Source organism: Sphingobium cyanobacteriorum, from assembly GCF_030580935.1.
Lineage (GTDB): Bacteria > Pseudomonadota > Alphaproteobacteria > Sphingomonadales > Sphingomonadaceae > Sphingobium > Sphingobium cyanobacteriorum.
Genome location: NZ_JAUQOM010000001.1, coordinates 46,531 through 69,709, shown reverse-complemented (window position 1 = coordinate 69,709; position 23,179 = coordinate 46,531). Strand labels below are relative to the sequence as shown.

General features: G+C 61.1%; 20 protein-coding genes. 13 read left to right on the top strand and 7 right to left on the bottom strand.

Annotated elements, in window-relative coordinates:
• Positions 1-4 precede the first annotated feature (4 nt).
• Positions 5-427, top strand: coding sequence for a GlcG/HbpS family heme-binding protein (locus Q4610_RS00310; RefSeq protein WP_304534036.1), 423 nt, complete (start codon positions 5-7; stop codon positions 425-427).
• Between the two features lie 30 nt (positions 428-457).
• On the opposite strand, the gene Q4610_RS00305 is transcribed toward Q4610_RS00310, so the two are convergent.
• On the bottom strand, positions 458-1,702 hold the full coding sequence (locus tag Q4610_RS00305; protein ID WP_304534035.1) for an MFS transporter: 1,245 nt from the start codon (positions 1,700-1,702) through the stop codon (positions 458-460).
• A gap of 263 nt (positions 1,703-1,965) precedes the next feature.
• A complete protein-coding gene (locus tag Q4610_RS00300) occupies positions 1,966-4,155 on the bottom strand; it encodes a TonB-dependent receptor (protein ID WP_304534034.1) in 2,190 nt (729 codons plus the stop codon).
• A gap of 674 nt (positions 4,156-4,829) precedes the next feature.
• On the opposite strand from Q4610_RS00300, the gene Q4610_RS00295 reads away from it, so the two are divergent.
• A complete protein-coding gene (locus Q4610_RS00295; protein WP_304534033.1) occupies positions 4,830-5,621 on the top strand; it encodes an SDR family NAD(P)-dependent oxidoreductase in 792 nt (263 codons plus the stop codon).
• 201 nt (positions 5,622-5,822) lie between these two features.
• Here Q4610_RS00295 and Q4610_RS00290 read toward each other — a convergent pair whose 3' ends face one another.
• The gene (locus tag Q4610_RS00290; protein WP_304534032.1) at positions 5,823-7,448 is read right to left on the bottom strand and encodes a GMC family oxidoreductase; all 1,626 of its coding nucleotides are present in this window, start codon (positions 7,446-7,448) and stop codon (positions 5,823-5,825) included.
• 287 nt (positions 7,449-7,735) lie between these two features.
• On the opposite strand from Q4610_RS00290, the gene Q4610_RS00285 reads away from it, so the two are divergent.
• The 5 genes from Q4610_RS00285 (at position 7,736) to Q4610_RS00265 (ending at position 12,657) form a co-directional block, all read left to right on the top strand.
• Positions 7,736-8,935 (top strand): MFS transporter, encoded by a 1,200-nt coding sequence (locus Q4610_RS00285; protein WP_304534031.1) that lies wholly within the window; start codon positions 7,736-7,738, stop codon positions 8,933-8,935.
• A 78-nt stretch (positions 8,936-9,013) separates the two neighbouring features.
• Positions 9,014-9,793 carry an SDR family oxidoreductase gene (locus Q4610_RS00280; protein WP_304534030.1) on the top strand — a complete coding sequence of 260 codons (780 nt, stop codon included), beginning with the start codon at positions 9,014-9,016 and terminating at the stop codon, positions 9,791-9,793.
• A 92-nt stretch (positions 9,794-9,885) separates the two neighbouring features.
• Positions 9,886-10,530, top strand: coding sequence for a glutathione S-transferase family protein (locus Q4610_RS00275; RefSeq protein WP_304534029.1), 645 nt, complete (start codon positions 9,886-9,888; stop codon positions 10,528-10,530).
• Positions 10,531-10,683: 153 nt separating this feature from the next.
• A complete protein-coding gene (locus Q4610_RS00270) occupies positions 10,684-11,361 on the top strand; it encodes a TetR/AcrR family transcriptional regulator (protein WP_304534028.1) in 678 nt (225 codons plus the stop codon).
• A 57-nt stretch (positions 11,362-11,418) separates the two neighbouring features.
• Positions 11,419-12,657: a cytochrome P450 gene (locus Q4610_RS00265; RefSeq protein ID WP_304534027.1), complete on the top strand. Its 1,239-nt coding sequence runs from the start codon at positions 11,419-11,421 to the stop codon at positions 12,655-12,657.
• Positions 12,658-12,746: 89 nt separating this feature from the next.
• Here the strand turns inward: Q4610_RS00265 and Q4610_RS00260 are convergent, their stop codons facing one another.
• The 3 genes from Q4610_RS00260 to Q4610_RS00250 all read right to left on the bottom strand — a co-directional run bounded on the left by Q4610_RS00260 (position 12,747) and on the right by Q4610_RS00250 (position 15,486).
• Positions 12,747-13,898, bottom strand: coding sequence for a Gfo/Idh/MocA family protein (locus tag Q4610_RS00260; protein ID WP_304534026.1), 1,152 nt, complete (start codon positions 13,896-13,898; stop codon positions 12,747-12,749).
• A gap of 33 nt (positions 13,899-13,931) precedes the next feature.
• Positions 13,932-14,909 carry an SDR family NAD(P)-dependent oxidoreductase gene (locus Q4610_RS00255; protein ID WP_304534025.1) on the bottom strand — a complete coding sequence of 326 codons (978 nt, stop codon included), beginning with the start codon at positions 14,907-14,909 and terminating at the stop codon, positions 13,932-13,934.
• Positions 14,910-15,006: 97 nt separating this feature from the next.
• Positions 15,007-15,486, bottom strand: a complete 480-nt coding sequence (locus Q4610_RS00250; protein WP_304534024.1) for a VOC family protein — start codon at positions 15,484-15,486, stop codon at positions 15,007-15,009.
• Positions 15,487-15,733: 247 nt separating this feature from the next.
• On the opposite strand from Q4610_RS00250, the gene Q4610_RS00245 reads away from it, so the two are divergent.
• The 3 genes from Q4610_RS00245 (at position 15,734) to Q4610_RS00235 (ending at position 18,973) form a co-directional block, all read left to right on the top strand.
• The gene (locus Q4610_RS00245) at positions 15,734-16,786 is read left to right on the top strand and encodes an acyl-CoA dehydrogenase family protein (protein ID WP_304534023.1); all 1,053 of its coding nucleotides are present in this window, start codon (positions 15,734-15,736) and stop codon (positions 16,784-16,786) included.
• Entirely contained in the window at positions 16,783-17,970 is a 1,188-nt protein-coding gene (locus tag Q4610_RS00240; protein WP_304534022.1) for an acyl-CoA dehydrogenase family protein, read from the top strand. Before Q4610_RS00245 ends, Q4610_RS00240 begins: the two co-directional genes overlap by 4 nt.
• A 166-nt stretch (positions 17,971-18,136) precedes the next feature.
• A complete protein-coding gene (locus Q4610_RS00235) occupies positions 18,137-18,973 on the top strand; it encodes an enoyl-CoA hydratase/isomerase family protein (protein WP_304534021.1) in 837 nt (278 codons plus the stop codon).
• A gap of 57 nt (positions 18,974-19,030) precedes the next feature.
• On the opposite strand, the gene Q4610_RS00230 is transcribed toward Q4610_RS00235, so the two are convergent.
• Positions 19,031-19,582 carry a nuclear transport factor 2 family protein gene (locus Q4610_RS00230; protein ID WP_304534020.1) on the bottom strand — a complete coding sequence of 184 codons (552 nt, stop codon included), beginning with the start codon at positions 19,580-19,582 and terminating at the stop codon, positions 19,031-19,033.
• 238 nt (positions 19,583-19,820) lie between these two features.
• On the opposite strand from Q4610_RS00230, the gene Q4610_RS00225 reads away from it, so the two are divergent.
• The 3 genes from Q4610_RS00225 (at position 19,821) to Q4610_RS00215 (ending at position 22,771) form a co-directional block, all read left to right on the top strand.
• Complete coding sequence (locus Q4610_RS00225; protein ID WP_304534019.1) at positions 19,821-20,978, top strand: serine hydrolase domain-containing protein; 1,158 nt, start codon at positions 19,821-19,823, stop codon at positions 20,976-20,978.
• 11 nt (positions 20,979-20,989) lie between these two features.
• Positions 20,990-21,310 carry a 2Fe-2S iron-sulfur cluster-binding family protein gene (locus Q4610_RS00220; protein ID WP_304534018.1) on the top strand — a complete coding sequence of 107 codons (321 nt, stop codon included), beginning with the start codon at positions 20,990-20,992 and terminating at the stop codon, positions 21,308-21,310.
• A gap of 123 nt (positions 21,311-21,433) precedes the next feature.
• On the top strand, positions 21,434-22,771 hold the full coding sequence (locus Q4610_RS00215) for an aromatic ring-hydroxylating oxygenase subunit alpha (protein ID WP_304534017.1): 1,338 nt from the start codon (positions 21,434-21,436) through the stop codon (positions 22,769-22,771).
• Positions 22,772-23,179: the final 408 nt, after the last annotated feature.

Genomic DNA, 23,179 nt, shown 5'->3' with positions numbered 1-23,179 from the left:
AGACATGACCCGCATCTCTCTCGACCAGGCGCAGACGATCGTAGCTGCCGCGCTCAAGGAAGGCCGCGCCCTGGCCCTCAAGCCGCTCAGCGTGGTCGTGCTTGATGCCGGCGGCCATATGGTGGCTTTCGCGCGTGAGGATAATTCCTCGAACCTGCGCCCGCAGATCGCGACAGCCAAGGCGTCCGGTGCGCTGGCGCTGGGCATGTCGTCGCGCGCGATCGGAGAGATTGCGATCGAGCGCCCGACATTCATCACTGCGGCGGCCGGCCTTAACCCGGCCGGAATCGTGCCGGCGGCAGGCGCCGTGCTGATCCGCGATGCCAATGGCAACCTCATCGGCGCGGTCGGCGTCACGGGCGATACCAGCGACAATGACGAAAAGGCCGCATTGGCCGGCGTCGCTGCGGCTGGGCTGTCTGTCTGATCGCTTGCTTTCCGCCCCGCTGGCCCGGTTTCATTCTTCATTGGCTGGCGGTGGCGTGAAACGCGCGACCAGGCTCAAAATCGTGGCTATCAGCAAAAACAGCAGCAGAGCAACGAAGGTAGGACGCCAACTGCCCCATCTGTCGAACAGGAACCCGACGACCAGCGGCGCGCCGAGCATCATGGGGGCCATGGCCGTCCGCGACGCGCCGATCAACATCGCATAGTCGTTCAGCCCGAACCGCCGCGCCAGGATGACGCCAAACATGGGCAGCGTCCCGCCCAGGCAAAGGCCGAAAGTCACGGCTGCGGCGGCAAGGACAAAGATATTCCCGCCGACAAGCCACAGGACCATCGACAGCGCGCCGCATGCCCCCGCAGCGGCCAGACCATGGTTCAGCCTTGCCCGGTCTGCGATCATGCCGAATCCGATCTTGGCCAGCAGCGCCACGCCCCCCTGCAACGACAACAGCGAAGCCGCGGCATAAGGCGACAATCCCTGCGATCGTGCATAGGGGATGACCGCCGAAATGATCGCCAGATTGGCGCTGAACATTGCCCCCACCACAAAAGTGACGATCCAGAAATCAGCGGTGCGATAGACGGACGGTTGACGCGGCTGGGGGGCGTGATGCCCGGTCGCCGGCACGGTGCGGGGCAGCCGTTCGACCGGCGGTATCTGGGCCGGCAACCCCGCTTTCCAGGCGATGATGGGCATCAGCATGGCCAGCATGGCCGCCACGACCAGAAATGTCGCGCGCCATCCCAGGGCATCGATCAGCCCGGTCAGCAAGGGCGGATAGATGACGCTGGCAAAGGATGTGCTTGTAACCGCAATGCCCATGGCCAGCCCGCGTCGCTTTTCGAACCAGTGGACGACCAGCATGTTGGTGAGCTGCACGCTGAGCAGCGCGTCCGCCATGCCAGCCACGACGCCATAGCCGACCAGCACCTGGCTGAATGACGATGCCTGCGCCACCATCACCAGTCCGGTGATCTGGCCGGCGGCACCGACCAGAAGCACCGACCTTACGGAAAAGCGGCGTAGCAGCCATCCGATCGGGACACCCGCAAATCCACTGAACAGCGTAACAAGCGTCAATATCACGTTGATGGACGTGCGGGTCGCCTGGAACTCCTGTTCAAAGACCTGGCCAAACACGCCGAAGCCATAATAGATCGGCCCGCTCGCAATCAACTGGATCAGGAAAGCAAGCGCTACGGCATACCAGCCGGGATAGATAAGATATGTCGACGCCCCGCTTCTGTCCTGCATGTTCAACTCGTCACGCCTCTCTGCCCGCAAAGGATAAGCACGAGGGTCATGCCGGCAGGCCCGGCATGTCGTGATCGCTGTCGGCAGGGCGCGAGCGCACCGATCGAACCGGATGCATTGGCTGGATGAAGATGCCCTTTCTCACGGTCCAATGGCGTATCCAGATTAGGATTGCAGGTCCGGTGGCGCAACATCCCTGTGCATGTCCGCTTGCAGGCGGGCGGCGTGTCTGTACCCGCCGCCCGCCTGCCTGGCTCAGCCATTCAGAATGACACGCCCACGCGCACGCCATAGGTCCGCGGCGGTGCGAAGCGGGCGCCAGTCAATGTTCCCCGGTTGATCAGCGGGCTGGGCGGTGACGAATAGTTTGAAAGGACATCCATCCATGTCCGCACCAGCCGATCGGTCAGGTTCTGCCCGAACAGGGCGATCGACCATCCGCTATCGTCCTTGTAACGGATCTGGCCGTTCAGGTTGACATAGGCTGGTTGCGACAATTGCGCGCCATTGGGTAGTTCGGCCTGACCGAAATAGTTGAACAGCGCCCTGCTGCGATAGGATAGATCGCTGTGCAGATTGATCGTGCCGCTCGCCAGCGGAATGTCATAATCGACATTGCCGATCAGCGACCATTTGGGCGCATTGGGCAGGACATTGCCCTTGGGATTGAGAACCCCCGCATTATAGGGGGCCGTCGCGCCGGTGCATGGCAGGGTCGGCGCGCATAGCAGGGCGTCCCCGATCTTGGTTTTCAGATATTCGCCGCCGAAGGTGAGCGTCAATTGATCCACCGGCTTGATGCTGGCTTCGAAATCCACGCCATATATGGTCGCCTTGTCGGCATTGACGATGCGCCGGACGAAGCTGAGGCCGCCACCGACAAGTTGCTGGATTTGAAGATCCTTATAGTCGGCATAGAAGAAGGCGATGTTAAACCGCCCCCTTCTGTCGAGGAAGCTGCTCTTCAGGCCTGCTTCATAGGACCAGATTTTTTCGGGCTTGAACGTGTTGAGAGGGTTGTTTTCCGCGAAACCGCCGGACTTGAAGCCGCTGGTCGCGGACGCATAGATCATCAGATCGCCCGAAGGCCGATATTCGATACCCGCACGGGGGGACCAGCTCTTGTCGGTCCGCCGGCCAATCTGAAGGCCCAGGGGAATATTTGTCGTGAAATAGTTGAACTGGCTATAGTCCTTCTTTTCCTCCGAATAGCGGACGCCGGCCGTTATGGTGAGATCGGAGGACAGGTTGGCGCCAGCATCGACGAAGGCGCTATAGGCTTCATTGTCGAGCGCGCGGTCGAAGGTCTGATCCCCGGTTCCGGCTCCCACGACCGTCGCCGTGAAGGCCAGCGGCCGATACACAAATTGCTTGGCTTTTTCGCGATGATAATTGGCGCCGACAGTCATGAAGAAGGATTTGCTGCGGTCCGTCGCGACATAGGTTTCGTGATAGAATTGCCGTGACCGCAACAGATCGCCCAGTATAACCGAGCCCAGGTTGAGCGCGGGCCAATAGGGGCCGTCATTGCTGTCCAGATCGCTGATGGTCGGGCCGGAATTGAACTGACGATAGCTTGTCACCGATGTCAGGTCGCCGATACCCAGGTCGCTTTTCACCGTGAAGGATACGCCGCGGTCGCGGGCGGTGGCGCGGTTTACGACATTGTTTCGGATCTTCCATGGATCGGCGATGAAATCCGATCCGTCATTGAAGAAGGAGAAGATCGAGTCAGGATTCAATTCCTTGTAATAGTCGCTGAATTTGCGATAGGAATAATCCCCCCGCAATGTCAGCGAAATGTTGGGCGACGGCTTGAACTGAAGTGTCGCCCGAATACCTATAGTGTGATCGGCATTGGGCCGATTGCCGAGCGTGATATTCTTGGCATAGCCATCATGATCGTCATAAAGTACCGAAAAGAGCGCGCCCAGATTGTCCGTCACTGGTCCTGAAGCAGTCGCGCGCAGGGTTACAGCGTCGTAATTGCCATAGGATGCGTCGGCGTCCAGGCGCATCGTGTCGCCCGGTTCCCTGGTGATGATGTTGATGGCCCCGCCGGTGGCGTTGCGACCGAACAAGGTGGCTTGCGGTCCTTTGAGAACCTCTACGCGCTCGATATTGCCGAACTTCTGAAGCGCCTGCTGCTGATTGGAAAGATAGATGCCATCGACATAGGTGGCGACGCTCGCCCCGGCGCCCAGGCCCAGAATGCTCGTGCCGATGCCGCGCATGTAGATCAGCGTCTGGCCCACATTGCCGCTGGTGAACGTCAGTCCGGGCACGCTGTTCTGCAAGGCCGCGCTGTCACTCACGCCGGATTTGAGGAGGGATTCCGATGACAGGACCTGGATCGTCAGTGCTGTGCGCTGGACACTGGTGCTCGCGCGCGTGGCGGTGACGACGATGTCGCTCAGGCCCGCATCCTGCACTGTGTCCGCTTGTGTATCCACTTGAGCCGTTGCAGGCGATATCTGCGCAGTCGCAGGTGCAGCCATCAGTGAAAGGACTGCGGTTCCGCAGTAAATCCATGATTTCATGATCATCCCTCTTGATAAATATTTTTATTATCGAAAAAATATCATTAATTTCATAAATTTCTTTATGAAAATTCATTTCAATTATTAATGGATTTGGATTTTTATCATAATTTCCATGCCGACATGGCATTGCCGTAGGGCGGCGTCACATCACGCCGAATATTTATCGTATCTTCGAAGCGTTTGCGAGCAGGGCTTGGTCCCTCATCCATCGATCAGGTATATGCTATCGTTTTGATGTTTCGATGAAACAGCTTTGTGATATTCGCAACAATATCGAACAGGATACATGCCCGGTTTCGCTATGACGCACTGCCTGTCGGGCTGAAACAATGAATTCATGCAAAGCGGGTTTGCGTAAAAGGTCATGATCGATGACGGGTTGCGCAGTCGTCGATGCATGTGAAATCATGCGACAATTGAAAATTCGTCATCACTCACCTGATTGTGTCAGGGGTGGATTGAACATGGTTCATTTCCAACGCAGTCTCTGGCCTGCTTGCCAGGATTTGGCTTTGCGGGTCGCTTTAAAGGGGCATGTGCCCGGCAGGCCTGGCCCGGTCACGCGAATATATGGATATGTGGACATGAAATCTCTGGAAGGCATGGTGGCCGTGGTCGTGGGCGCGGCCAACGGGATTGGTCGCGTCACGGCGCTCATGCTGGCGGAACGCGGGGCAAAGCTGGTGCTGGGCGACCTGTCGGTCGACGGCGGACTCCAGGAGTGTGCCGCCGACATCGCGCAGGCCGGCGGGCAGGCGATCATGGTCGCGGTCGATCACACCATCGAGGCCCAGGTCGAGGCGCTGGCCGCGAAGGCGGTGGCCGAATTTGGCAAGATCAACATCCTCGTCAACAATGCAGCCGGGACCAGCCCTGCCTTTCAGGCGCATGACCGCGATGTCGTCACCATGTCGGTCGATCTGTGGGACAGGGCGATGGCCGTCAATCTGCGTGGACCGATGCTGACATGTAAACATGTCATCCCGCACATGATAGCGGCGGGTTATGGTTCGATCGTCAACACCAGTTCGGGCGTCACCTTCCGCGGGGATTCGGTGCGGACGGCTTATGCGGCGTCGAAGATCGGAATTCACAGCCTGACGATGGATATCGCAACCGCCTATGGAAAGCATAATGTGCGCTGCAACGCCGTATCGCCTGGGCTGATCCTGACCGACGGGCTGCGTCAGGTGCTGACCCCCGAACAGATTGACGGGTTCGCCGAACAGAATCTGACGCCTTTCGTGGGCGGGCCAGAGGATATAGCGGAAGTAACCTGCTTCCTTGCCTCTCCTGCCGCACGCTATGTCACGGGCCAGATCATTCCGGTCGATGGCGGAATGCATGTCCACCAGCATGTCATAGGGCAGGGATAGGCGGCTTAGTGTCCGATCACACAGGGTTGATTCGTCATTGCGCGCGCAGCGAGGCAATCCATGCGCGCTCCAGTGGATTGCCGCGCTGCGCTTGCAATGACGGCGTGGGTCAATCTGACATCATCCCGCTCTAAAGCGGTTTTGCCAACGCAGGGCGAGTTCCATGTCCCGGACGCTTTTGGCGCGGGATATGGAACCTGCTCAGGCTGCCTGGGCGTTGCCCGAACGGCGATCCTCGTGGATCAGTTGCGCGGCACGCATGGCCAGGCCCATCGTCGGCGCGTTGGTGTTGCCTGCAATCATTTCAGGGAAAACCGAGCAGTCGACCACGCGCAGGCCGTCAATGCCCCGCATCCTCAGGCGTCCGTCCAGCGGCGCGCTATTATCCTTGCCCATGCGCACGGTCGCCGTGGCATGATAGCCGGCCCCGCCATAGCGACGGAACAGGTCCAGGATTTCCTCGTCACTCTGCGCCTTGGCGGTGAAGTCCGTCTCCCCCACGATGAAGGGCTGTATCGGCGCCTGCGCCATGAGTTTGCGGACATAACGGAACTGGCCGATCGCCGCGCGCCGGTCATAGTCGTCGGTGAAGAAGTTGGGGTCGATATGCAGCATCGCTGCCGGGTCGCTGCTGGTGACAAGGACATGCCCTTCGCTGCGCGGGCGCAATGTCATGGAAAATATCTGCATCCCCGGCTCGGTTTCCATCGCCATGCCCCGGCCTGCATCGATGGAATAGGGGGCAAACATCACCTGGGTGTCGGGCCGCTCGCTTTCGGGCAGAACCCTGACGAAGGCGGCAGCTTCGGACGATCCGTAGCTCATGGTGTTGTTGCGACCGACCATGTGCCTGGCGACATTGGCGATCAGGCGCGCACCGGAAAACTGGTTATTGACGCTGTCGCGCATCCGTTTCAGCCGCCAGTTCATCATGATCAGCATATGTTCGCGCATGTGGTGGCCGACATCCGGGCTGTCGAGCGCCACGTCGATCCCCGCACGCCGCAGCGCATCCGCAGCGCCGATCCCCGACAGTTGAAGAATGCGCGGCGATCCGATTGCCCCGGCCGACAGGATGACTTCGCCACGACAGCGAAACGCGACCGCGGCACCGTCGCTGCGGACGCCGGCAATGCCAACCGCGCGGTGGTTTTCGATGACGACGCGGTCCGTGCGGACGCCGGTTTCCACCTTCAGATTGGGGCGCTGGCGCGCGCGCTTCAAAAAGCCCCTGGCGGCGGAAACGCGGCGACCCTTCGCGTCGATATTCCACTGCAATGGCCCGATGCCTTCCTGCTTCGGGTCCGCATGATCGGCCTTGATCGCAAGCCCCATGGCATGTCCGGCTTCCAGCCAGGCTTTCAGCAGCGGTGAAGGGGCCGGATGGGTCTTGACCTCGATCGGGCCGCCGGCGCCGCGATCCGGGCTGGCGCCGCTGGCATGATTTTCGATGGACAGGAACAGGGGCAGCATATGCTGCCATGACCATTGATCACCGGCAAGTTCGGCCAGCCGGTCGTAATCCGCCGCGACGCCGCGGTTCCAGACCATGCCGTTGACGGCGCTCGACCCGCCGAGCATCTTGCCGCGCAACCACACTTCCCGTCCCGCGCCGGTTTCGCGGGCATTGGCCGTGGGGTAGAAATGCGCCGTCGCAGGATCGGTCAGGGTCTTGCCAAAGCCTTTGGGCATGTTGACGACGAAGCTGTCGCCCGATCCTCCCTCCTCGACCAGAAGGATATTGCAGGCCGGATCGGCCGAAAGCTGATCGGCCAGGACGCACCCGGCAGACCCTGCGCCGACGATGATATAATCAAACTCTTCCATGCCCAAATTCTGAGAGGCGTTGAAGGGATTTGGCAAGAGCATTTGTCCGGCCCCGGACTGCCGATGGCTGTGATCTCCTACATAATATCTGCCCGGTCAGGCTTGATCTGTCCGCTGCTCCCGATATTTCTGGCTCTCAGGACGCCTGTCGTTCCATCCGTGCGGGCGGATGCATCATGGATGTAATCCTTTGCCGCTTCGCCTGTGCGGCCATGCAATGCCTGCTTACTCTCCCCGCTCGCAACAGCGCGGTCATGAAGGCGCGAACAATTTGGAGAGATGGAAAAATGCCAGGCGCGGCCACCCTCGATTCACCACCCATGCCGTCCGATGACTGGGCGAACCTTGCTATCCCGGCGAAGGGCGCATTGGCGCTGGCGGGCACGTTCATCGCGGTCGGCCTGTTCACGCTGGGCGCCGCGCTGCCGCCGCTACAGGCTGACTTTGCCACAGCGCCCAATGTCGGGCTGCTGATCCAGTTGATCGGGACGATCGCTGCGCCCGTCTTTGCCTTGTCCTCTCCGGTTGCCGGCCGGCTGGTCGCGCGCCATGGCGTCAGAAGCGCCTATCTTGCTTCACTGGCGCTTTTCCTGGCTGCGGGCCTTGCGCCGATCCTGTGCAATTCACTGGTCGCGATCCTGGCTTTGCGCGTGGTGCTGGGCTTCGCGGTCGCCGGAGCGTTCACCGCTGGCATGGTGGGCATCGCCCGCCTGCCTGAGCGGCAACGGCATATGATGTACGGGCTGTCGGCGTTTCTGGGGGGCGGGATCGCCATCTTCGCCTATCAGATTGTCGGCAGCTTCGCGGCGGAAAGCTGGCGTCTGGCATTTCTGGTGCATCTGCTGCTCCTGCCTGCGGCCGGCCTTGCCCTGTTCCTGCCGCGCAACCGGGTGAAGGCCGACGCGCCTGTCGCGCAGGCGCGCGGTGCGGGGCTGCTGGCCGGCGTGCCGCCGCAGCTTTTCCTCGCCGCGATTTTCGTCGGCTGGGCGATGGTGTCCAGCAGCATCTATTCGCCCTTCTACCTCGCCGCGATGGGCGTGGCCGATCCGGGCAAGATAGGCTTCGTCCTTGCCATCATGGCCATGGGTTCGCTGGTCGGGTCCGGTTCCTACGGCTTTGTCCAGAAATTCCTGGGGACATCCGCGATGATGCTGCTGGGCATGGCCGTCACCGCGACAGGGTGCGCCATTCTCGCGGTTGGCGGAACGTTGCCGGTCGCGATGATCGGCCTGGGCATGATGGGCGCCGGACTGGGCGCGTGTGGTACAGCCGTCTATGCGCTGGCCATGGAGGCGATCGGGGCCAGCGGCAACAGCGGCGCGGCGACTGGCGCGGTCAGTCTCGCACTCTACCTGCCGCAGGCGTTGTTCCCCATGGCATCGGGGCCTCTGGGCGCGGCTTTCGGTCCGCCTGCGGTGTACGCCATGGTGGGCGGGCTGCTGGCGACCGGCCTCTGCCTTCTGGTTCTGCGCCCGGTCAGGCGATGATGGCGCCATCTTCATCAACATGGCGATGCCCACCTGGTGGCGCATCGCACCTCCCCATGATCGGAGCAGCGGACTGACATGCAGAAAACCATCGTAATCACGGGCGCGGCATCCGGCATTGGCCGTGCCACGGCGGAAACCTTGAAAGCGGCCGGCCATCAGGTGATCGGCGTCGACCTTCGGGACGTGGATGTCATCGCCGACCTGTCAACGCCCGCCGGTCGTACCGCCATGGTCGACGCCGTTACCGCACTTGCACCGGGCGGGATTGACGGGGTCGTGGCGGTGGCGGGGATTCCCGCGCCGGCCCATCCGCCGTTGCTGCTGGCGGTCAATTTTTTCGGCGCCGTGGCGACGTTGGAAGGGCTGCGGCCACTGCTTCTCCGGTCGGTGGCGCCCAGGGCGGTCGTCATCACTTCCACGGCCTCCCTGACGGACTACGCCCCCGAACTGGTCGATGCCTGCCTGCTGGGGGACGAGGCGGCGGCGATGCGGCACGCCGAACATGTCAATCCCAACACAGCCACCGGCTATGCCACCAGCAAGCATGCCCTGGCGCGCTGGATGCGGCGCGCGGCGATATCGGATGACTGGGCCGGGTCGGGCATATTGCTCAACGGCGTTGCGCCCGGTCGCACCTTCACGCCCATGACCCAACCCTTCTTCGATACGGAGGAAGGCCGTGCGATGCTGGACAAGGCAACACCGATTGCCTTGTCGGACTGCCCCTATGGCAAGCCGGAGGAACTGGCGGAAGTGATCGCCTTCCTGGCAACGTTGCAGGGGCGCTATCTGCTGGGCCAGATCCTCTATGTGGATGGCGGAACGGAAGCGATTGTCCGGCCCACGATGATCTGAAGCGTGGATCATAGCTTGCGGATGCCGGAACCATCCCATCACGCAACGCTGCATCCCGGCCTTGTGCCGTCTGTTCAAGCGAAGGACTATCCATGAAACTCTATGCCGTAACGCATTCGCCTTTTGCCGCGCGGGTCCGGCTGGCGCTGCGCATCAAGGGGCTGGACTATGTGCAGGAAGCGCCGCCGGGCGGCGGCACCCGTTCACCTGAATATCTGGCGATCAACCCCATCGGCAAAATCCCCGCGCTGGTGACAGAGAGCGGGCTGGTCATCGCCGAGTCCGAGACGATCATCGATTATCTGGAAGATATCCGTCCCGAACCATCCTTGATCCCGGCGGACGAAGCCCAGCGCATACAGATGCGCAACGCCATCCGCACCACGGAACTCTATGTCGTGCCGGCCACGTTGCGCCTGTTCGGGCAGATGGACCCGGCCAAGCGGAACGCCGATATGGTCGAGGCGGAACTGGCGCAATTGCGCAAGGGTCTTGGGCTGGTGCAGGCCTTCGTCGATGACGCGCCCTTCGTCGCGGGCGGGGCCATCAGCAAGGCGGATTGCATAGTCCTGCCGACCCTGCTGCTCTGCGACCTGATCGAGCATATCTTCAAGGTGCCACAGATTGTCGCGGGCTTCCCCGTCCTCGACAGCTATGGTGCCAAGGCGCGACAGCAAGCGGATATGGGCGCGATCTGGGCTGAAACGGAGGCGGCGCTCAGCACAATGCTGGGTTGATCCGTCCGGCCGGCATATATGGAGCGCCGGCTTGATTGTGTTGGCAAGGCACGGCACAAGCCGGTGATCGCGGTTCCGGCGGGATTGTCGCGGCAAAGGGCCGGTCCCGGCCTGATGTCGGATATCGCGTCGTTGCAAAATGAAAGGGTGGATTTGAGCACGGCTACAACCGACGGCAGGGCGTCCGAAACAGGATCGGCCGATGGCGGTCGCCGCCGCCGCCGGACGCGCGAGGATGTCACCGGGCGCATATGCGACGCGGCCTGCCAACTTTTTGCGGAGCGTGGCTATCATGGCGCGACAACGCGTGAGATCGCGCGGGTGGCGGATGTGTCGGAAACGCTGCTGTTTCGGTATTATGGCAATAAATCCATCCTTTTCGATGAAGTCGTGGCCCAGCCTTTCAATCGGCTGATGCAGGGTTTCCTGAAACAATATCCCAATGGTCAGGACAGGAAGATCGGGGAGCATTATAACTTCCTGGCCGTATATGATCTGTTCGACAAGAACAGGTCACTTTTCCTGGCGCTGCTTTCAGCCAAGGGGACTTCATCGGAAGAGGATGGGGCGCCATCCCTCGACGGGCTGCTGGCCTTCTTTCGGGCTGCCACGGCCGAACAGGAACGGAAATATACTGACCGCGGCATCCAACCGCCCTTCGACATCGGCATGGGCCTGCGGCTGGCGTTCGGCATGCTGGCCTCGACGGTTCTGTTGCGCGACTGGCTGTTTCCCGAAGGCGCGCCGCCGCAGGAGGAACTTATCGCATTGCTTGAATGCCTGGTCCGGCGTGCGCTCGATCCGGCGCCAGACCGGGACGCTCTTGGTTGACCATGGGCGCTTCCTCTTCTATGTAGCAATTACTACATGGAAGAGGATCCCCGACTCATGGCAACGGCAATCAAGATTCAGGAATTTGACGACCTCAGTTACAACCCGTTCCTGTCTCATGAGGATAATTTCGGAAACGATCTCGATCCCTACCCCCAAATCCATGCATTGCGCGCCCAGGGCACCGTCCTGCCCGGCTCCTATCGCGAGCTTATGGGATATTATTGCTATTATGGCGATATGCCCAAATTCACGGTGCTGGGCAGCAAGGAGTCGGAAGAGGTTCTGATCGACACCAGCCGTTTTTCCAATTCGGGATATCATCCGACGCTCGGCGCCACCTTCGGCATGGGCAGCATCAGCACGATGGATAACCCGGAACATGGTCGCTGGCGCAAGATCTTCCAGAAGATTTTCCTGCCGCAATATGTCAGGACATGGGGCGACACGATTGTCGATCCGGTCGTCAACGGGCTGATGGCGAACTTCCTGCCGCGTGGCGAAGCCGACCTGGTGGACGAATTCACCCATCGTTATCCGTTCGAGGTGATCTATCACCAGCTCAACCTGCCGGAATCGGACGTCAACACTTTCCAGCGCCTCGCCATCGGTCAGACGGACTTCAATCACATGCCGCAGGCGCTTGAAGCCGGCGTCAAGCTGGGCGAATATTTCCGTGGCCTGATCGACGAGCGCCGGGCCAATCCGGGTGATGACCTTGTCAGCCTGCTGGCCAATACGGAGGCGGATGGCGAATATTTGCCCGAACTGGTCCTGATATCCTTTCTTCGCCAGTTGATGAATGCGGCCGGTGACACGACCTATCGCGGCACCAGCATCCTGCTGGCGGCTCTGCTCCAGAATCCCGACCAGCTCGAAGCGATCCGCAAGGACCGGAGCCTGATTCCCGCCGCGATCGAAGAAGCGCTGCGCTGGGACGGCCCTGTCCTGACGCAGCTTCGCGTCGCTATTCACGATACGACGCTGGGCGGCGTGCATATTCCGGCCGGTGCCTATGTCGACGTGGCGGCAGGCGCGGCGAACCGTGATCCGGCTTTTTACCCCGATCCCGACGCATTCAACATCTTCCGTGACCGTCGGGCTCATTTCTCGTTCGCGCGCGGGCCGCACATCTGTGTCGGGCAGCATCTGGCCCGTGTCGAAATGACCCGCGCCCTTGATGCGGTGCTGGACAATCTCCACAATCTGCGGCTCGACCCCGACAAGCCGGCACCGGAAATTCGCGGCATCATGATGCGCGTCCCCGCCCATATCCATGTGCGGTTCGACCAGTAAGCGTTTTTAGGGCCACCAGGCGGCGGATATCCAATGCCCGTCGTGCTTCATTCCGGGTGAAGCACGACGGGCAGGGCGATCGACTGTATCTACAGATCGGCTATGGCGATCCGGCGTCCGGTGTCACTGGACATTTCCAGTGCGGTGACGACCTTGTGCGCATGCAAGGCCTCCTCGAAGCTGGGGGAGGCAGGCGCCTTGCCCTTGATCGCTTCCAGCATGTTGTGGAACATCCAGCTCATAGCGACCATATAGGGCGGGGCGTTTTCCTTGCTCCATGGCAATCCGGGAATGGCGTAATGATGCGGGGCAATGTCAACCATGCCTCCGGTCAGTTCGCCATAGTCCTTCTGCCTGGCCAAGCCTGCATATAGCTTGGCGCTGGCGCCGTCGCCAAAGGTGGGATCGGTATAGAGCAGCCGGCCCCGGTCCCCCCAGATTTCGATCCGCATCACTTCTGAATCCGGCACGCACCAGCCGGTCTGGAGATTGCCGATCGCGCCATTTTCCATCTGGAGCGTCGCGCAACCAAGATCTGCGGTGTCGGGCTTGAGCACCGTCCCGTCGGGCAGCGGCCATTCCCGCACACCTGTGGTCTGCAAGCCCGATACGCTCGCGACAGGACCGATCAGGTGCGAAAGGAACAGGGTGCTGTGCGTCCCGAAATTGCGCCACCCGCTACCGCCGCTCGCCTTGTCGGCCAGCCAGAGATAGGGGGACATGCCCCCTTCAGGATAAGCGCAGGCCGGGTAATAGTTGCCGTCCCGTTCCCACAACGGCATCAGCAATTGCATGTTGAAGCCGAGGATGTTGCCGAGAAACCCCTCGTCGATCATTTGCTTCATCTGGAGCGCGGCCGGTCCCCATCGGAACTGGGCGTCGACCACGCCGGTCAGGCCCTTGTCCTTCGCCAGGGCGGTCTGGGCTTTGGCCTGATCCAGCGTGACGGCGAAGGGCAGCGCATTATAGACATGCTTGCCCGCATTGAGGGCCGCCATCACCATGTCCGGGCGATAGGCCGGGCGACTCCCGACATCGATGATGTCGATGTCGGGGTCGGCCACCAGGTCGGCGACGTTCCAGTACGCCTTGGGGATGTTGAACGCCGCTGCTGCTGCTTCGGCGGTGTCCTGATGGGCGGTGCATACCGCTGCGACTTCCACATCCGGCAGTTGCTGCCAGATCATCCCGTGAACCTTCAGGCTCCAGTTGGCGCCGATAATGCCGATTTTCGTGGCCATGGCCTTATTCTCCTGTGTCGCTACGCAGTCGTATCAGGGATAGACACCCTGCTTGCGGGCGGCATTTGCGGAAGCGGTGAATTCGTCATAGCCCGTCATCGGTTCGCTATAGTTGCCAAGTTCGCTGATCTTGTCGAAATGCGCCCCGATATCGCCAATGCTCGGCGGGACATTCCCCTTCGGCGCGACCCAGCCTTCCGCTACGCATATGCGAACCCTGGCATATCGACCGCTGTTCGATGAATAAACGCCATGGGTGGCGGTCGATTCTTCGCTGACGAGATAGAGCGCAAGCGGCGTGTTGAATTCCGGCCCCATGCGTCCTTCGGTGATCGAAAAATCGGCCGATTCAAACGATTTCGCGAACTGGGGAATTTCCATATAGCCGGACGTCATTTCGCCTTCCAGCCGCGAAGAGGCTGTCGGCATCATCACATTGGACTGAATGCCATAGGCTGAACCTTCCAGCGCGATGACGTTCGACAACCCCAGCATGGCGGCCTTGCCGGCCGCGTAATTGGCCTGCCATGCGTGGCCGAACATGGCCGAAGCCGATCCGGTGAAGAGCATCCGTCCATAGCCGGCCGCACGCATCGCGCGATAGGCGGGCTGGCCGACATAGAAGGCAGCTTTCAGGTGCACGTCGATGATCGGATCGATCTGTTCGTCGGTCAGGTCCTCGAAGCGGTTATTGCGCAGGAAGCCGGCGTTGCTGATCAGGATGTCCAGCTTGCCCCAGGTGTCGAGCGCGGCCTGAACGATCGCCGCGCCACCGGCGCGGGTCGCGACGGTATCGGCATTGGCGATGGCTTCGCCGCCATTGTCGCGAATTTCCTGAACCACACGTTCGGCGGCGCTGGTGGAAGCGCCGACACCGGCGCCGCTGCCGCCCAGATCGTTGACCACGACTTTGGCGCCGGCCTTTGCCAGTTCCAGTGCATAAGAGCGTCCAAGGCCGTTGCCCGCCCCGGTCACAACCGCGACGCGACCGTCAAAACGGATATCCGTCATTTCAATACCTCTCCAAGAAAATCCGCGCCAGACTATAGCTGGCCACTGCGCCGTAAAGGGCGGGCGGAAGAATGATCACAATTGAAATTTCACGCTGTCAGGACATCGTGAAAATGCTGCCCTCCACATTGGCGAACATCGCCCGTCCGCCTTCGTCCAGGCGGACATATTCAAGGTAATGGCCAAGCTGGGTGGAGGTGTCCACATAGAGAAAGTCGAGCGCGCCGGGCAGCGACCCTTCGGTGGCGACGGCGGTGCCCGCGCTGACATGCGCCGCTCGAATCGCTGCCAGTTCTTCCTTGCTGTCCACCAGCAGGCCAAGATGATGATGCCGTACCGCAAAGTCCGTGCCCGCCGGGATCCAATGTGCATAAAGGCCGGCGGGGTCGGTGAAAGGCTGGATCAGTTCGATCATGGTCCGTCCTGCAAAGGCCAGGCCGATCCGCATCACGCCTTCAAAATCAATGATCGTGAACGCTCCGGTGGCGAAGCGGTCCTTGAACAGCGCCGCAGCCTGTTCGACATCATTGGTCACATAGGCGTTCTGGAAAATAGTGTTGAGTTGCGGAACCATCATCGTCTCCGGTTGCGCCTGACTTCAATATCTGCCGGTCGGGCTTTGACGTCGGGCTTTGACGGAGCATAGTCGGCCTTGTGCCGGTTCGTCGTGCGAGAAGGTCCGGCGTCCCTTCACTTATCTATATAGTGATAGCTTCGACTGATGCCCCCGCCAGCACTGTCATACAGGTTGTGAGACAGCGCATCGCGGCCCATGGCGGATGCTGTATGAGATTTCGCACAGGGAATGCGAAAAAGGAGCACAGATGGACGACTTACTGGCTGAGGTGCGGGAAAGCATCACGACGGTCCTCGACGAACAGTGTTCGAGCCTTGCTGTACACAGCTTCATCGATGGCCGGGATGCGCTGGATACTCGCCTGCTGCAACTGGCGACCGAGTTGGGCTGGCTGGCGGTGGCGTTGCCGGAAGAGCAGGGCGGGATCGGCCTGGGTGCCGCTGGCCTTGCTATCCTGCATTTTGAACTGGGTCGCGCCGCTGCCCCTGGACCATTTCTCGCCACGAGCGTCGTGCTGGAAGTCCTGGCGCGCAGCGGCATGGCGGGCGAGGCGGCGGTTGCCGCCCTGATCGCGGACGTGCTGGGTGGCGCGGCGACATTGGCCGTCGCGGCAAAGGTCGAGCCGCCCCGCGGCGACGCGCCAGCCTGGCTGCTGGGTGAGGTGAATGCGCGCGCGGCCCTGGTCGCTGGCGAAGGGGACGATCTGGTGCTGATCGACCTGGCCGATGCCGCGCCAGAGCCTGTCACTATCTGGGATGAAACCCGCGCGATGGTGTCACTTTCGTTGTCACAATATAAGCCGCTGGTCACGCTGCCCGGTGCAAGGCCGATGTTCGAGGCGCTGTTCGCGATCGCGATCGCGGCCGACAGTGCCGGGGCCGCGCGCGGCACGCTCGACCGCACGATCAGCTATATGAAGGAACGTGAGCAGTTCGGCCGCCCGATCGGTTCCTTTCAGGCGCTCAAGCATCGTGCGGCCGATCATCAGGTGAATGCGATCGGCGCCGACCAGCTTGTCCGGCAGGCTGTCGATCATATCGATGCGGGCGGACCGGGGGCGGTCCTCTGGTCGGCGATGGCAAAGGCGAATGCGACGGAAGCGGCCGCGAAGATCGCCGGCGACTGCGTGCAACTCCATGGTGGGGTTGGCTACACCCGCGAATATGACCCCCATCTCTATCTCAAACGTGTGCGCCTGAATGAAATGTTGCTCGCGCCCAATGCGGTGTTGCGCGATCAGGCCGAACGCGCCTTTGGTGCAGCGCTGCGCGCCGGCCATGATGTCCTGGAGATCGCATGATGATTATTGATCTGAGGAATGATGTCCCCGCTTTCCGGTCCGCCATTCGCGACTGGATCGCCCAGACGCTGCCTCGCGATTGGGCGCTCGTCGCCGATCGCGGCACGGAGGATGAGAATGTCGCCTATCAGCGCTGGTGGTTCGGCGAACTGGCCAAGCAGGGCCTGTCCGTGCCGCACTGGCCAAGCGCCTATGGCGGCGTGGACCTTGACATCAGCGGGCAGATGATCGTCGCAGACGAAATGGCGCGGGCCGGATCGCCGATGCTGAACGTCTATATCGTCACGCTCAATCATCTGCCCGGCACGCTCATCCCGTGCGGGACCGATGAACAGCGCGCGCGCTATCTGCCCCCTGCTTCGCGCGGGGCGGTCTGGTGCCAGGGCTTTTCCGAACCTGGCGCGGGGTCCGATCTTGCGTCGCTGCGCTGCCGCGCGGTGCGGGACGGGGATCATTATGTCATCAACGGCCAGAAGATATGGTCGTCCATGTCGCGCTTTGCGGAACATTGCATCCTGCTGGTCCGCACGGATCCCGACTCCGTCAAACATGCAGGCATTTCCTTCCTGATCATGGACATGGATACACCCGGCCTGGAGGTGCGGCCGATTGAACAGATTGACGGCCAGGCCGACTTTTCCGAGCTGTTCCTGACCGATGTGCGCGTGCCCGTGGCCAATCTCGTCGGCGCTGAAAATGACGGCTGGAGAGTGGCGCAGGCGACGCTGGCGTCCGAACGCGGTGTTCTCGCTTTCGAGGCGGGCGAACGCCGGCGGCACCTGATGGAGGACTATTATCGCGAGGCATCCGCCAGCAAGGCGGCCTGGCTGGAGGATGACGAGTTGCGGCGTCAGTTCATGACGGTGCTGGCCGATATGCAGGCCAGCCGCCGTTTGATCCGCGATCTGTTGCATGATCACGAAAATGGCGAGCCGCACGCGACGACGGCGATGGCGTCCGCACGGATCAAGCTTTTCCAGACCACGCTGATCCAGAAACTGGGCGATCTTGTCGCCCGGATCGAAGGGCTGGAGGGGCATATTCGTCAGCCCTTCCATTCCCAGCGCCGCCTGGTCGGCATGTTCGATTACATCAACTCATTCTCCTGGACGATATCGGGCGGGACGAACGAGATCATGCGCAATCTGATTGCCGAGCGGGGCCTGGGTTTGCCCCGCGGCTGACGGCGGCGATAGGGGACATTGGCCTTGCATGACCAATGCTCCATGACCGGCTTCTGCATGATCGGCGGTCCCATGCAGATGACCGCTGGCATCATGGATAAGCCATGCTGCCGGTTGCAAAGCCATGCGGCCAGTGTCAGCATCGACTGGCGGGAAAGGATATTGTATGACAGCGTCAACCGGGAAACAGGGCCGATCGATCGATTTTTCCAAATATCCCGATACTCTGAAGCTGGATCTGCATGACAATGTCCTGACGATCACGCTGAACAATCCGACCATGGCCAACGCCTTTCTTCCAGAGATGGATGAAGCGATGACGCGCATCTTCTGGGATGCCGATGCCGACCCGGACGTGCGCGTGATCATATTGACCGGCGCAGGCAAAGCCTTTTGCGCGGGCGGCGATATCGACGCGATGCACGCGGGCATCGACGACATCAACCTGTTCATGCATGGTGTGAAGAACGGCAAGCGCTTCATGCAGGCGATGATCGATTGCGACAAGCCGATCGTCGCGCGTGTCCAGGGCGATGCGGTGGGCCTGGGCGCCACGCTCGCTTTATATGCGGACATCGTCGTCGCATCCGAAAATGCCCGTTTTGCTGATCCCCATGTCCGGGTCGGCCTGGTCGCGGGCGATGGCGGCGCGATTATCTGGCCCAAAAATGTGGGCTATGCCCATGCCAAATATTTCCTGATGACAGGCGACATGGTATCCGCCCGCGAAGCGCAGGCCATGGGCCTGATCGCCAAGGTCACGACCGAAGCGGACCTCGACGCGGAAGTCGCGCGCATCGTCGGCAAGCTCAACAACGGCGCGTTGCAGGCGATCACCTATACCAAACATGTGCTGAACATCGGTATCCGCCAGCTTTTTGCGTCGTCGGTCGATGCAGGCTTCGCCTTGGAAACGGTGACGGGCAGGCTGCCCGATCATCGCGAAGCGGTCGAGGCGTTCGCACAGAAGCGCAAGCCCGACTTCCGCAAGAAGAGGGAATGACGCCGGGCCGCCCGTTCGGACGGCCCGGCATATCTTCGTCCAATGGGCCCCCGCGCCTCAGGCCGTTCCTGTGGCCATCCTTGCAAGGCGGGCCGGATCGATTTCCAGTGGACGCATATAGGCCGGGTCGTTCCGGTCGCGGGTCGATGGCACAAAATAGCCGTCGCCCGCCTGCCCGTCGGGATCGAACGCGCCAAAGCCATTGATAACGCAAATGCGCCGGACAATCCCCCAGCGTCCATCGCGACGTTCCAGCCTGTCGATATAGCGCCCTGACGTGGTGGACTGGAAAGGCGCTTCCCTGTTGACGGAATGGAAGGTGAAATAGGTTTCGGCATGGGCGACATCGCCATCAATGTCGCACAGGTGATTGGCGATGCTGTGCAAGGTGCGGACCTGATGACGGGCATGATAATCGAACGCCCAGTCGATGAATCCTTCGACATCGCCCACATATTCGCCGTGATCGTCCAGGGCATCTGCATGATAGGCGGACCGGACGGCGTCGCGATCAAACCGATCCACGCCGCGGCAATATCGATGCAGGCAATCCAGAATGTCCTGACGGTCTTTCAGTTCCCCGATGATCGCTTCGACGTTTCTGTCCATCTCTCTCTCCTCGCTCGACAGGATATTGTCCGGTAGCGGGGCCTTATGGCGCAGAAACATCGGCTTGAGCGTTGCCCGTCCCACCCTTGCCAGCAATATCCCGCATGTGATCATATGGCCTTCATCTGCGGGGGCCGGGGGACATGCTTGGCTGGCACCGGCGGTTGTGCCAGACCTTGCGCCAACCTTGCAAGATGCGCCGCCATCTTCACGTCCGACAATGCCAGGAGTTGATGCGATGACTACCCAAACGCCCATTCGTTCGCAGAATGTGGACGACACAATCGCGCGGCTGATCGCCGACGGGCGGGAGATCGGGGTTCAGGTGACAGCCTATCTGGATGGGAAAAAGGTGGTCGACAGTTGGGGCGGTCTGGCCGATCCGGCGACCGGCCGCATGGTGGATGGCGACACCCTGTTCAACATGTTCTCCGTCACCAAGCCAATGGCTGCGACGGCGCTCCATATCCAGGTCGCGCGTGGTCTTGTCGATTATGATGCCAGGGTGGCGGACTATTGGCCCGAATATGCGGTCAATGGCAAGGAGGCGACGACCGTTCGCGACGTTCTGACCCACCGGGCCGGGATCCCGCAGATGCCGGAGGGCGTCACGCCTGAACTGATGTGCGACTGGGACTGGATGACCAGCGGGATAGCGAACCTCACCCCGCTCGCGCCTCCGGGCGAAAAGGCGCTGTATCTGTCGATGACATTCGGTTGGCTGGTCGGCGAAATCGTCCGGCGCACGGACCCTGCGCATCGCGACATCGGCACGTTCATCCGCGAAGAGATTGCCCTGCCGCTCGATGCGCCGGACATATGGGTGGGCTTGCCCGACGATCAGTTTCCGCGTGTGGCCAGGCTGACAAATGCGATGCCCCCGGTCCCCCCTGAATTTCTTCCGCCGCTCTATACCGCGTCGATGCCGCCGCAGGTGGATCTGGTTCCCGAAGTGTTCGAGCGGCCCGATGTGCGCCGTGCGCCGATCGCCGGAGTGGGGGGCATCTTCACGACCCGCAGTTGCGCGCGCTTCTGGTCCATGATCGCACAGGGCGGGGAACTGGACGGCGTCCGCATATTGCCGGCTGATCTGGTCGCCACCTTCAATACGCCACGGCCGTTCAGCGATGAGCCGGACCCTGTCATGTTCGGTATGCCGGTTCCGCTTGGAATAGCGGGCTTCTGGCTGGGCGGCGAAAATCCGCCCGTAGCCGCTGCGAAATATCCGCGGGCGCTGTGCCATCCGGGTGCTGGCAACTCGATCGGCTTTGCTGATCCTGAAACCAGGCTGGCTGTCGCCATCACGCATAATCGCATGCAGGCGCCGCGCGCGCGCGAGGACGACACGGCTCTGATCATCGCGGATGCGATCCGCGCCGATCTGGGCATGGACTGAGGGTAAAAGCGTTGCCGAGGCTGGTTTTCGTCGAACATGACGGCACGGTGCTGGAGGTGGACGCGCGCGAAGGGGAATCGGTGATGCGCGCGGCCCAGGCAGCGGGCGTGGCCGGCATTCTGGGCGAATGTGGCGGGTGCATGAGTTGCCTGACATGCCATTGCTATGTCGCCCCCGCTGACATGGACAAAATGCCCCCGCCCCAAGCGATGGAGCGTGAATTATTGAGCGCCATAGTGGACGTGCGGGAAAATAGTCGCCTCTCATGCCAGATTGTCGCGACAGCCGATCTGGAAGGGGCAAGGTTCGATCTGCCGGAGTGGCAAGGCTGAATCGATCCCGTTTCGAACGGATCAGGGCGACGCTTTCGCGATTGTGAAGTGAACGCTATATATCTATATTGACGGCAACGCATTTTTGCTGATGTTTGAATCGAGTGTTAGGAGCAGGAAGTTATGGCCACTCAGGCAAAGCGGGCACCCTATGCACCGCAGCTTCGGGCAGAAAATTATACGTCCCGTGAATTTGCGCGGGCCGAGAACGAGCATCTGTGGGGCAAGGTGTGGCTGGTCGCCGGGCGCGTGGAAGAGCTTAAGAATGTAGGCGATTTCCTGACCTTCAACGTTGCCACCGAATCCATCGTCGTGGCCCTGGGCAAGGATGGCCTGGTCGCCTATCATAATGTGTGTCCGCATCGTGGACGGCGGCTTGCGGACGGTTGCGGCCGCGCCAGCCAGTTCCGGTGCAAATATCATGGCTGGACCTTCAACCTCGACGGCAAGAATGTCCTGGTCCAGGATCGTGACGATTGGGAAGGCGCGCTTGACGACGAACGGATCGACCTGTGGCCGGTGCGTGTCGATACATGGGGTGGCTTCATCTGGATCAGCATGGACATGGAGGGCGAAAGCCTCACCGAATATCTGGAAACGATTCCTGAATATCTCGACCCGTTCGAACTGGAAGAGATGCGATTCCGCTGGAAGGTCGAACTGCATCTTCCCGTCAACTGGAAGGTCGCGCTTGAAGCCTTTATGGAAGGCTATCATGTCGCGGCGACGCATCCGCAACTGATCAAGGTGGCGGGCAATGACTACACGCAGAGCTTCGCACAGGGCAAGCACGCCAATTTCGGCTATTGGAAAGATGTGCAGCCGCTCGGAACAAGTTCGCCGCGCCTTGCCGGCAACGTCTATGCCGATGCGCGCGAGGGCGTGATCGAATTTTTCCGGCAGATCGAGGAAGATCTCAACGCGATCCAGACCGACCGGGATTTCGAAGCCGCCAAGAAGATCATGGACGTGCTGCCGCCCGATGCCGATGCGATGACGGCGATGGTCACAGCGATCGAGCTGGGTCGTCAGGCCGCGGCCGACGATGGCACCAGCTACCCGGAGAAGCTGACATTCGAGGCGATGGCGAAGGCTGGCAGCGACTGGCACATCTTCCCCAATTGCGTGACGCTGCCCTATTTCGACGGTGCGCTCTGGTATCGCGCGCGGCCGGACAGCCGTGACCCGGAAAATCCCGATAAATGCGTTTTCGAAATCTGGTCGCTCAAGCGCTATGGCCCCGGCAAGGAACCGCAGGTCGAAACGCGGGTGATTACCGATCCGGTCAATGAAAGCGTCGGCCTGATCCTGGACCAGGACATTGCGAACATGGCGCAGGTGCAGGCGGGCATGAAATCGAGCCGGTTCCAATATGCGCGGCCCAACCCCGTGCAGGAAGTGGAAGTGATCAATTTCCATCGGACGCTGGAACGCTATGTGCTGGGACAGGCGCGCGGCTGAGGCGCCTTCGGCATTGCCAGAATGTGGGGGAGGGGCCGGCAACGGCTGCCTCCCCTTCATTTTTGGGGCCGCCTTTAGGATCGGATTCTCCCTTGACCTTGGCATGGCTGCGTTCGGCAGGCAGCTATCCGTCATGTGATTATATGCCCCAGGCTGGAACCATCAGGGCAGCATGGCGAATGGCCTTGTCGTCTGGTTGCCATGATGGGCTTGCTGGCGATCGCCAGGACATTGCCATTCATGTGTCGACCAACGGAAGGGCGCGGATTTTCTTGTTTTTCTGTCTTTGCCAAACATGTCCCGGCGCGCGGATAGGGGCTGCATGTGTGTGGCTGAAGCTCCGTCAAAGTCGGGCAGGCCACGGATAAGGCGCCGATGGGAGCGCTTTGCTTTGCCCTAGCGATTGTT

Coding starts and splice junctions, on each gene's coding strand:
- Q4610_RS00310 (WP_304534036.1), top strand. CDS start 5: ATGACCCGCATCTCTCTCGACCAGGCGCAGACGATCGTAGCTGCCGCG.
- Q4610_RS00305 (WP_304534035.1), bottom strand. CDS start 1,702: ATGCAGGACAGAAGCGGGGCGTCGACATATCTTATCTATCCCGGCTGG.
- Q4610_RS00295 (WP_304534033.1), top strand. CDS start 4,830: ATGAAATCTCTGGAAGGCATGGTGGCCGTGGTCGTGGGCGCGGCCAAC.
- Q4610_RS00290 (WP_304534032.1), bottom strand. CDS start 7,448: ATGGAAGAGTTTGATTATATCATCGTCGGCGCAGGGTCTGCCGGGTGC.
- Q4610_RS00285 (WP_304534031.1), top strand. CDS start 7,736: ATGCCAGGCGCGGCCACCCTCGATTCACCACCCATGCCGTCCGATGAC.
- Q4610_RS00280 (WP_304534030.1), top strand. CDS start 9,014: ATGCAGAAAACCATCGTAATCACGGGCGCGGCATCCGGCATTGGCCGT.
- Q4610_RS00275 (WP_304534029.1), top strand. CDS start 9,886: ATGAAACTCTATGCCGTAACGCATTCGCCTTTTGCCGCGCGGGTCCGG.
- Q4610_RS00265 (WP_304534027.1), top strand. CDS start 11,419: ATGGCAACGGCAATCAAGATTCAGGAATTTGACGACCTCAGTTACAAC.
- Q4610_RS00260 (WP_304534026.1), bottom strand. CDS start 13,898: ATGGCCACGAAAATCGGCATTATCGGCGCCAACTGGAGCCTGAAGGTT.
- Q4610_RS00255 (WP_304534025.1), bottom strand. CDS start 14,909: ATGACGGATATCCGTTTTGACGGTCGCGTCGCGGTTGTGACCGGGGCG.
- Q4610_RS00250 (WP_304534024.1), bottom strand. CDS start 15,486: ATGATGGTTCCGCAACTCAACACTATTTTCCAGAACGCCTATGTGACC.
- Q4610_RS00245 (WP_304534023.1), top strand. CDS start 15,734: ATGGACGACTTACTGGCTGAGGTGCGGGAAAGCATCACGACGGTCCTC.
- Q4610_RS00240 (WP_304534022.1), top strand. CDS start 16,783: ATGATGATTATTGATCTGAGGAATGATGTCCCCGCTTTCCGGTCCGCC.
- Q4610_RS00235 (WP_304534021.1), top strand. CDS start 18,137: ATGACAGCGTCAACCGGGAAACAGGGCCGATCGATCGATTTTTCCAAA.
- Q4610_RS00230 (WP_304534020.1), bottom strand. CDS start 19,582: ATGGACAGAAACGTCGAAGCGATCATCGGGGAACTGAAAGACCGTCAG.
- Q4610_RS00225 (WP_304534019.1), top strand. CDS start 19,821: ATGACTACCCAAACGCCCATTCGTTCGCAGAATGTGGACGACACAATC.
- Q4610_RS00215 (WP_304534017.1), top strand. CDS start 21,434: ATGGCCACTCAGGCAAAGCGGGCACCCTATGCACCGCAGCTTCGGGCA.